Origin of the sequence: Streptomyces sp. NPDC102462 (assembly GCF_044765425.1) — a bacterium.
In the GTDB taxonomy this organism is placed as follows: domain Bacteria; phylum Actinomycetota; class Actinomycetes; order Streptomycetales; family Streptomycetaceae; genus Streptomyces.
This window is the reverse complement of record NZ_JBIWKB010000072.1, coordinates 35948-42806: the sequence shown is the minus strand read 5'-3', so window position 1 is coordinate 42806 and position 6859 is coordinate 35948. Positions and strand designations below refer to the sequence as shown.

4 protein-coding genes, 1 tRNA gene and 1 pseudogene are annotated in these 6859 nt (G+C 69.1%); 2 read left to right on the top strand and 4 right to left on the bottom strand.

What is annotated here, in order from left to right; genetic code table 11:
* Window positions 1–88: 88 nt before the first annotated feature.
* Window positions 89–842, top strand: a pseudogene (locus ACIRFL_RS38060) (LacI family DNA-binding transcriptional regulator); the annotation flags it as partial.
* Window positions 843–960: 118 nt separating this feature from the next.
* On the opposite strand, the gene ACIRFL_RS38055 reads toward ACIRFL_RS38060, so the two are convergent.
* From ACIRFL_RS38055 to ACIRFL_RS38045, 3 genes are all read right to left on the bottom strand, one after another.
* Window positions 961–1034: transfer RNA gene (locus ACIRFL_RS38055), tRNA-Pro, on the bottom strand.
* A 32-nt stretch (window positions 1035–1066) separates the two neighbouring features.
* Window positions 1067–1858, bottom strand: a complete 792-nt coding sequence (locus ACIRFL_RS38050; protein WP_404038444.1) for a Pr6Pr family membrane protein — start codon at window positions 1856–1858, stop codon at window positions 1067–1069.
* An 80-nt stretch (window positions 1859–1938) separates the two neighbouring features.
* On the bottom strand, window positions 1939–2865 hold the full coding sequence (locus ACIRFL_RS38045; RefSeq protein WP_404038441.1) for a metallophosphoesterase: 927 nt from the start codon (window positions 2863–2865) through the stop codon (window positions 1939–1941).
* 95 nt (window positions 2866–2960) lie between these two features.
* On the opposite strand from ACIRFL_RS38045, the gene ACIRFL_RS38040 reads away from it, so the two are divergent.
* A complete protein-coding gene (locus ACIRFL_RS38040; RefSeq protein WP_351731505.1) occupies window positions 2961–3428 on the top strand; it encodes a GatB/YqeY domain-containing protein in 468 nt (155 codons plus the stop codon).
* Window positions 3429–4141: 713 nt separating this feature from the next.
* Here the strand turns inward: ACIRFL_RS38040 and ACIRFL_RS38035 are convergent.
* Complete coding sequence (locus ACIRFL_RS38035; protein WP_404038438.1) at window positions 4142–6424, bottom strand: transglycosylase domain-containing protein; 2283 nt, start codon at window positions 6422–6424, stop codon at window positions 4142–4144.
* Window positions 6425–6859: the final 435 nt, after the last annotated feature.

The window sequence follows — 6859 nt, the reverse complement described above, 5'->3', positions numbered from 1 at the left end:
ATCGCCGCCGCAGCCCTCGTCCTGCTCCAGCTCGAATACGACCGCACCATCTAAACGATCACACACAGCTATGACCGTTTACCGGGAAAGGCTCATTGGTGCTCCGGATTTCCTCGCCGCACTGCTTGCGAGCCACATCGCCCGGACGAAACCGAAGCCTTGTGGGTGCCACGGACTGGCCTACGTCTTCCGTGGTCACGGCGCTGCCAATGGCTCTGTGAGCCGTCCAGGAGCAAAGCTGGTCGACGTCGCTCGCCGCGCCGGCGTCTCGACAGGCACGGTGTCCAACGTCCTCAACCGCCCTGGCGCTGTGGCGGAGCCGACTCGCCTGAAGGTGCTGGAGGCCATCACCGATCTCGGGTACGTCCGTAACGCGGGAGCGGGGGAACTGGCCGCACACTGGCGGCGCTCGGGCTTCGCCACCTGGCTCTTTCGACCTGCCGCCACGGGACGGTACCCCGGACGCGGCAATCAGGAAGAGCACCCTGTGCCGGTCGTCGCTGAGCCGTGGCCCGGGATTCCCGCACGTGGGCGAGGGGCCTCCAAGCGGGCTGAGGCGTGCTGGGTGCCGATCGCTCTTGGTCTGACGCCGCACGGACTGCGCCATTCGCACAAGACCCTGATGAGAGAGGTGGGGACCCCGCCGAAGCTGATGGACGAACGCATGGGGGCACGAGGACGGCTCGGTGCAGTCCCGCTATGACCACATCACGGCTGGCATGCGGCAGGCGCTGATGACCGCGCTCACCGGAATGTGGGAGGAGGCGTTGGACGCGCGCCGGGCGATGAGCCCCGGCTCGCCTGTAGCTGCTCTGGATGCGCTGCTGAGGGCTCGCGTGTAGGGCACTGGTCTGGAGACGATTCCAAGATCTTCTCCAGGATTTCTCCAGAGAGCCTCTGGAGAACAGTTCAGGGCCGGTGCTGATCTCTCAGCACCGGCCCTGAACTGGTGTTTCGCTGTCGGGGTGGCGGGATTTGAACCCACGACCTCTTCGTCCCGAACGAAGCGCGCTGCCAAGCTGCGCTACACCCCGGTGTCGCTGCTGTCGCGGCGACGACGTTTACTTTAGCCCACCGGTGCCCGGAGACGAAATCCGGTTTTGGCGCGGCGGCGGACGGGGTTCGGGCGGATGTGGTCGACGAGGATCAGGAGGATGGCCAGGGCGTAGATGGCTAGGCCGATGAGGAGGGCGTTGGCGAGGGTGCCGCGGTAGCCGTGGTGTTCGGCGTCCAGGAAGGGGTAGAGGTAGCGGCCGGCCGTGCCGGGGATCAGCAGTTCGGCCCTGCCGAGGTAGAAGGCCAGGTAGGCCAGGGGGTAGACGAGCCAGGCGGCGGTCTGGCGGAGGTGCAGGTTGCCGCGGGCGGTGAGCAGGAGCCAGTCCAGGAGCGCCGCGATCGGGGTTGCGGTGTGGAGGAGCTGGAGGGCCGTCCATTGGCCGTGCCACGGGGTCGGTGGTGTGGTCGCGCCCGTCATGGAGAACGGTGGCGTGGTGTGCCCGAGGAGTAGGTGGTAGGTGAGGCCCGTGGTCAGGACGTAGAGCAGCGCGGCTCCTGTGACGATGGCCGGCAGGGGGCGGCGGGCCGCCCAAGCGCGGTGGGCCGAGATGACCATGACCAGGGCCAGGAAGGCGTTGCTCTGGACGCTGAAGTAGCTCAGCGCGCGCGCCGGGGAGCCGAGCAGCAGCTCCAGTGCGACGCCCGCGAGGGCCATCAGAGCGATGAGCAGGCGGTACAGCGCCGTCAGCGGGCGGGGGACGGGGGCCATCACTGCGGCGGCGGGGACGTACGAGGGCATCAGTGCGGGCATGCCCGGGACCGCGGGAAGGTCCGGGATCTCCCTGGGTATCGGGGCCGTCATGCCCTCACGCTAAGCAGAATGGGCGAAACGGGCGATTTGGTGTGGGCTGGGCGGGTTAATTCCGGGATGGGATGGTATCGCTACTCCCGTCCCACCAGCGTCAACAGTGTCGCCTCCGGCGGGCACGCGAACCGTACGGGTGTGTAGCGGTTGGTGCCGCAGCCCGCGGAGACGTGCAGATAGGACGTACGGTCCTGGGCCGTGTGCGTGGACAGGCCCTTCACCCGGTCCGCGTCCAGGTCGCAGTTGGTGACCAGAGCGCCGTAGAAGGGGATGCACAGCTGGCCGCCGTGCGTGTGGCCGGCCAGGATCAGGGGGTAGCCGTCCGCCGCGTACGCGTCCAGCACGCGCAGGTACGGAGCGTGCACCACGCCCATCGAGAAGTCCGCGCCGTTCGACGGGCCGCCGGCCACGCGTTCGTAGCGGTCGCGCTTGATGTGCGGGTCGTCCAGGCCCGTCATCTCCACCGAGACGCCCTCGATCTTCAGCACGCCCCTGGTGTTCGTCAGGTTCAGCCAGCCCGCCGCGTCGAAGCCGTCCCGCAGGTCCTCCCACGGGTTGTGGATCGCGCCCACGACCGGCGGGTTGCCGTTCAGGCCGTGGCGGCCGCTCGCCTTCTCCAGCAAGTAGCGGGTGGGGTTGCGGGGTCTGGGGCCGTAGTAGTCGTTGGAGCCGAAGACGTACGCGCCGGGGAACTCCATCAGAGGGCCGAGCGCGTCCAGTACCTCGGGCACGCCCTCCGGGTCGGACAGGTTGTCGCCCGTGTTGATCACGAAGTCGGGGCGCAGGCCGGCCAGCGAGCGCAGCCAGCGCTGTTTCTTGCGCTGGCCGCTCACCATGTGGATGTCGGAGACCTGAAGCACGCGCAGCGGGCGCATGCCCGGGGGCAGGACCGGGACCGTGATCCGGCGGAGCCGGAAGAAACGGGCCTCGAACCCCGCCGCGTAGGCCAGACCGGCGGCGCCGACCGCCATGACTCCCAGGGGTACTCCGTATCGCGCGCGCATACGACCATGGTGTCAGACCCGGGACCCTGCGCCGCGTCCGGCCGCCCCTGAAATCAACGGGCGACCGGGCTCTCGTACCTGCGACAATCGGATCCATGACCACCACGCTCAAGTCGAAGCTGCACGACGACCTCAACGCCGCGATCAAGGAGCGTGACGAGCTCCGCTCCTCGACGCTCCGGCTGACGCTGGCCGCGATCACCAAGGAGGAGGTCGCGGGCAAGGAGAAGCGTGAGCTGTCCGACGACGAGGTTCTGAAGGTGATCACCAAGGAGGCCAAGAAGCGCCGGGAGGCGGCGGAGGCCTTCGCGCAGGGTGGTCGGGCCGAGCAGGCCGAGCGGGAGAAGGCGGAGGGCGTGGTGCTCGCCGCGTACCTGCCCAAGCAGCTGTCCGACGAGGAGTTGAACGCGATCGTCGCCCAGGCCGTGGAGGAGGCGAAGGCGGCCGGTGCGGAGGGGCCGCGGGCCATGGGCGCCGTGATGAAGATCGTGAACCCGAAGGTGGCGGGTCAGGCGGAGGGCGGCCGGGTCGCCGCGGCGGTCAAGAAGCTGCTCCAGGGCTGACCCGGGCTGCGCCAGGGCCGGCCTGGGGTTCTCTTCGGGGCCGGCCCGGGGCCCATGCGGACTGGTGGCCCAGTAGACCCCGAGGTGGACCGCTCGTCCTGGGCGAGCGTGTCGGACCCGGCTCGGCTCAGCCGTCCAGAGTGACCCCGGGGCCCAAAGCGACCGGCCGTATGGGCCCGAGCCGATCCAGCCCGCCCCCACCTCACGCAACGGGGCCGCACCCAAGTGAGGGTGCGGCCCAGCCGCGTCAAACATCAGCCACGCGCCCCGAGCCGCCCGATCTCCCAGCCGAAGCGTCCGCAGCCACCGGCCCCGAGCCGAGACGCCCGCGCTGCCAGTCCTTGCGCGAAGCGCCCGGAGCCACCGGCCTTCCGAAGCGTCCCGAGTCGAGGAGCCCGAGCCGCTCGGCCTCCCAGCCGAAGTGCCCCGAGCCACCGCCCCCGATGCGCCCGATCCGTCGCCCCTCCGCCCGGTGCGCCCTGGCGTCAAGCCCGCTGCCCGCACCGTCCCTCGGGTCCCGGCGTTTTAAGGCCGCTGCCCTCACCACCCGGTGCGCCCAGGCCGCTGCCGCCCCGCGCGCCCCGGCGTCAAGGCCGTCGCTCCTCCGCTCGGTGCGCGCCGGCGCTGAAGCCGCTGCTGCCCCACGCGCCTCCGCGCCGAAGCCGCTGCCGCCTCCCGCGCCCCGGCGCTGACGCCGCTGCCGCCCCGCGTGCCTAAGGCCGCTGCCCGCCGTTCCCGTTCCGTCCTCCGTTGCCCTGGCCCTGGATGAAGTTGCCCGGGAAGGAGATGGTGGGGTCCGGGTTGGCGCCGCCGTTCGCGCCGCCGTCCGTCAGGCCGCCGATGATGCCGCCGTTGTCCCCGCCGCGGTTGTCGCCGTTGCCGTTTCCGTCGCCCCGGTCCCTGCCGTGCCCGTTGCCGTCCCCGTTGTCGTCCGGGATGTCGACGAGGTTGAAGGACTGGACGGGCTTGCCCTGCAGGGCGCCGGTCATGGCGTCCTTCCAGATCGGGCCGGGGACCTCACCGCCGTAGACGAGCGGGCGGTAGACGCCGCCGATGGTGATGTTCCGCATCTTGACGTTCTGCTTGGGGCCACCGACCCAGACCGCGCCGGACATGTTCGGCGTGTAGCCGACGAACCAGGCGTTCTTGCGCTCGTCGGTGGTACCCGTCTTGCCGGCGCTCTCGCGGTCGGTGAGGCCGGCCTGCTGGCCGGTGCCCGAGTCGACCACGCCGCGCAGCAGGGTGTTGACCGTGTCGGCGGTCTGCTCGCTCATCGCGCGCGAGCACGTCGACTTCGGCACCTCCAGGGACTTCCGCTCGTTGCCGACCTTCTGGGTGATCGACTCGATGGCGACCGGCGTGCAGTACATGCCGCGCGAGGCGAAGGAGGCGTACGCGCTCGCCATGGTCAGCGGGGACAGGCCCACCGCGCCGAGCGCGATGGCGGGCTCCTCGGGCAGCTTGTCGCCGTTGCCCTGCACCACGTGCAGCGCGTCGGCCATCTTCATCACCGGGCACAGCCCGATGTCGGCGATCATCTGGACGAAGTAGGTGTTGACCGACTTGGCCATCGCCTCCTTCATCCGGTACGGGCCGACCTCCGCCTTGTTCTCGTTCTCGGCGGTCGTGTGGTCGGTGTTGACGTAGGGCCGGCTGTCGCAGCGCTGGACCGGGCTCGGGTACTCCATCTTGTACGGCGACGCGTACTCCTGCGTCGGGGGCTTGCCGCCCTCGACCGCCGCCGCGGCCACGAACGGCTTGAAGGTCGAACCGGTCGGGAAGCCGAAGTTCGAACCGCCCATGTCGCGGTTGACCGAGTAGTTGTACTCGGTCTCGTCCTTCGCGTAGCCGTACGGCTTCGACTGGCCCATGGCGAGGATCTTGCCGGTGCCGGGCTCGACCAGGGTGGCGGCTGCGGCCACCGAGTCCGACTTGTTGATGTGGTCCTTGAGCGAGGCCTGGACGGAGTCCTGGGCCTGCTGGTCCAGCGTGGTACGGATCGTCAGGCCGCCGCGGTTCCAGATCTTCGCGCGGGCCTCCTTGGTCTTGCCGAAGACCGGGTCGCTGAGGAAGACGTTCTCGACGTACTTGCAGAAGAAACTGGCGCCCTTGGCCGCGGTGATGCAGCCGTTCTTCGGCTGGCTGACCTTCAGGCCGAGCGGGGCCTGTTTGGCCTTGTCTGCCTCCTGCCGGGAGACGTCGCCGACCTCGGCCATGCGCTGGAGGACCACGTTGCGCCGCTTGGTGGCCTCGGCCTCGTCGTTGACGGGGTCGTAGCGGCTGGGGGACTGCACGATGCCCGCGAGCAGCGCCGATTCCTGGAGGTTGAGGTCCTTGGCGTGCTTGGAGAAGTAACGCTGGGCGGCGGCCTCGACGCCGTAGGCCTGCTGCCCGAAGAACGTGATGTTCAGGTAGTTCTCCAGGATCTTCTTCTTGCCGAGCTTCTCCTCGATCTGGATCGCGTACTTCAGCTCGCGGACCTTGCGGCCCAGCGTCTGCTGGGTGGCCTCGGCGACCTTGGTCGGGTCGTCGCCGGCCTCCTCGATGAAGTAGTTCTTCACCAGCTGCTGGGTGAGCGTGGAGGCGCCCTGGGCGACCCCGCCGCTCTGCGCGTTCTTGTTCAGGGCGCGCAGCACGCCCTTCAGGTCGACCGCGCCGTGCTGGTAGAAGCGCGAGTCCTCGATCGCGACGATCGCCTTCTGCATGTACGGCGAGATGTCCTTGAGCTCCACCACCGTGCGGTCCCGGGAGTAGACCGTGGCGATCTGCTGACCCTGGCTGTCCAGGATCGTGGTCCGCTGGCTGAGCTGGGGGCTCTTCAGATTGGCCGGGATCTCGTCGAATCCCTGCACCGAGCCCTTGGCCGCGAGGCCGAGCGCGCCCGCCGCGGGCAGCGCGATGCCGGCCATGACGGCTCCTGCGAGGACACTGACACCGAGGAACTTGGCGGCCTGTTGCGTTGGCGACAGACCACCGCCCGAGCGCTTCTTTGGCATAGGGGCAGCCTACGTTCTCATTCGCCGGACACGCGTATATGCCTTGGCCTAAGCTGCTCTCAACTGTCACAGCAGCGCGGTCACCTATCAATACGTCCGGCGACCCCGAATCGTTCCGGATCTTCCCGGCTTTCTCCGACGGGTTCCTCCGTCGGGCATGTCGGGGCGTGTTGGAGGCGTGTCCGAATCCGCCTCGTGTGTCACGCGGCGTCCGTTGTGACGCACCATAACTGTCCCGCTTTGCCGGGATGATCACGCATGTCACCAGCTCACTCCCGCGGGTGATCTGCCGCTTACCCATAGTCCGTTCGGGCCATTCAAGATTGGGCCCGACGGGGGTGTTGCGCTGTGCCCGCCTTCCGTAACGTCCTCAACTGGCTGCGGTGAATATGCCGCTGCCGCCGTGGGGGAGCCTCGATTCGGGAGAGGACGGCG

Excerpts from the sequence above, each read along its gene's own strand:
- ACIRFL_RS38035 (WP_404038438.1), bottom strand. The coding sequence starts at position 6,424 with ATGCCAAAGAAGCGCTCGGGCGGTGGTCTGTCGCCAACGCAACAGGCC.
- ACIRFL_RS38040 (WP_351731505.1), top strand. The coding sequence starts at position 2,961 with ATGACCACCACGCTCAAGTCGAAGCTGCACGACGACCTCAACGCCGCG.
- ACIRFL_RS38050 (WP_404038444.1), bottom strand. The coding sequence starts at position 1,858 with ATGACGGCCCCGATACCCAGGGAGATCCCGGACCTTCCCGCGGTCCCG.
- ACIRFL_RS38045 (WP_404038441.1), bottom strand. The coding sequence starts at position 2,865 with ATGCGCGCGCGATACGGAGTACCCCTGGGAGTCATGGCGGTCGGCGCC.